The 2,322-nt window shown below is 69.5% G+C and carries 2 protein-coding genes; both read right to left on the bottom strand.

All coding sequences use genetic code 11. From position 1 onward, the window contains the following. Positions 1-1,883: penicillin-binding transpeptidase domain-containing protein (locus tag VN779_RS11870; RefSeq protein ID WP_325722543.1), on the bottom strand; the 1,883-nt coding region annotated here is incomplete at its 3' end. 181 nt (positions 1,884-2,064) lie between these two features. Next, positions 2,065-2,322, bottom strand: a 258-nt coding sequence (locus tag VN779_RS11865; RefSeq protein WP_325722542.1) for a zinc-binding dehydrogenase, incomplete at its 5' end; no start/stop codon positions are given.

Here is a 2,322-nt window from a genome sequence, read left to right as displayed (position 1 = left end):
CCGACCGCGATGTCCTTCGTCGGGTCGAACGCGATCAGCCAGCTGTTCGGCTGGTCCTGGCCCTGGATGTCGGCGGTGCCCGTCTTGGCGTAGACGTTCGGGCCGAAGCCGAGGCCGGCGCCGGTGCCGCTGGTCACCACGGCGCGCATCATCTGCTTAAGGCCCGCTTGCGTGGCGGCGGGCAGCGGCTTGGCGGTCACCTGCTTGGCCGTCGTCGTGAGGATCGGCTGCTTGAACGTGCCGCTCTCCACCGTGGCCGCCACCGAGGCCATCGCGATCGGCGAGGCGATGAGCGACCCCTCACCGAACGCCTCCTGGGCGAGCTCGGACCCGGACGCGCTGGCCGGCGCGTTGAAGTACGAGGCGGACAGGTTCCCGATGCCGATGTTCCAGTTCTGGTTGAGGCCGAAGTAGTCCTTCGCCGTGCTCGCGAGCTTGCCTGACAGGTGCGACCACTGGGTGGTGAACGCGTTGTTGCAGGACTGCGCGAAGTCCTCCGAGAACGGCGTCCCTGGCGGCTCGGACTCGTTCTGGTCGTTGTGGTACGTGATCCCCTGAATGGTGAAGGCCGCGGGGCAGGCGACCGGCGTCTGGGGGTTCAAGACCCCGGCGTTGAGCAGCGCCGCGGACGTGATGACCTTCATCGTCGAGCCCGGCGCGACCTTGGCGGTCAGCGCGAAGTCGTTCTGCTCGGCGTTGTTGGCGATCGCGAGGATCTGGCCGGTGGACGGCTGGATCGCGATTATCGAGCTCTGCTTGTGCATGCCGACCGCGCTGCGCGCGGCGGCCTCCGCCTTCGCGTTGATCGTGGTGGAAACCGTCGGGTAATTGCCGGGCGCGACGAGTATCGCCTGGCTGTTCGGCACCGGCTGGCCGGACTTGGTCTCGATCTGCACGTTCAGGCCGGGCTTGGCCCCTTCGGTAACCGGCGCCGACGTCTTCAGCAGGCCAGCGATGGTATTAAGCCCGGCGTCGCCGTAGCGGGTGAGGTTCGCGCCGCTGGCGTCGGTGACCATGCTGACCGTCGGCGACACCGTGACGGCGGCCAGGTGGGTGGCCGCGGTGAGGTTGGGCGCGACCACGTCGGGCTGCCACTTGACGAACCAGACAGACGAGTTCGCCTGCTGGTAAGCGACGAGCTTGGAGTGGTAGGCCCACTTACCGCGCACCGCCGCATTACCGCTGCCCGCCGCGACCGAGGCGCTGACCGCGAAGGTAACGCTCTCGCGGGGCTGCGCGGTCGTCGACCCGGCCGCTTCGGTGACCGCGCCAGGTGTGGCGGCGAAGCTCTTCAGATTCAGGTCCTTGGCGTAGGCGGTGAGGGCCGCCGCGGCCGCGGAATGCTGGTCCGTGTAGTTCGCGGCCTTCGTTAGGTCGCCTTCCTGCCAAGCGGTGAGGAACGCGGCGGCGACCTGCTGCCCGTCCTGCTGCGCCGACGACCCGTTCGGGATGATGCCGTACGTGGGCGTGCCGCTCCCGCCCGGCTTGAAGACCGTAAGCACGAGCACGAGCGCCACCACGAGCACGGCGAGCACCCCCGCGGTCACCATCACCGCGACCGTGCGCCGCTTCACCGGCGGCTGCTGCTGTTGCTGCTGCGCGCTGCCCCCGTACACCGCGCTGGTGTGATAGACGGCATGCTCCGTCCGCCGGTGCGAATGGGGCCGCTGCACGGCAGGCTCCGGCGCAGCCGAGGACGGCGGCGGGGGCGACGAAGGCAGCAGCGGCAGACCCTGTGTCTCCCGCTCGCCGACGCTCGGCGTCTCGGCCGACTGCTGCACCGGCGGCGATGCCGACGGAGGGGCCGGGGGCGGCGGAGGAGCAGGCAGGAGGGGCAGTCCCTGCGTGGCCTGGTGCTCGCTGTCTTCCGCTGCCGTCTGCACCGGCATCGGTGTCGTCGGAGGGGCTGACCCGCTCTGAGCGATGTCCGGCTCATCAGATGAGTCCGACGGGTCAGGTGAACTGGGGCCGTTGGTCTCGCTCGTCACCCCATCGACCGTACCCATGGCTCGGCCCTACGGCGAATAATGCAGGAAACCGCGGGGAAACGCCTAGCCGCCAGGGCTACGGCACGAAGACGACCTTGCCGGTGTGGCTGCCGTCGATCATCGCCGCGAAGCCCTCACGCGCCTCGGCGAGCGGGAGTACCCGGTCGATCAGCGGCCGGGTGCCGGTCTGCTCGCAGAAGCGGATCAGGCGGCCCAGTTGGTCGCGAGTGCCCATCGTGGAGCCCACCACGGACAGCTGGGTGAAGAAGATCCTCGTGAGCTCCGCCGGGGGAACATCGCCGCTGGTCGCGCCGGAGATGACGATCCGCCCGCC

It is taken from the genome of Actinocrinis sp. (genome assembly GCF_035605935.1).
GTDB lineage: Bacteria > Actinomycetota > Actinomycetes > Streptomycetales > Catenulisporaceae > Actinocrinis.
This window is presented reverse-complemented; position numbering and strand designations above follow the sequence as displayed.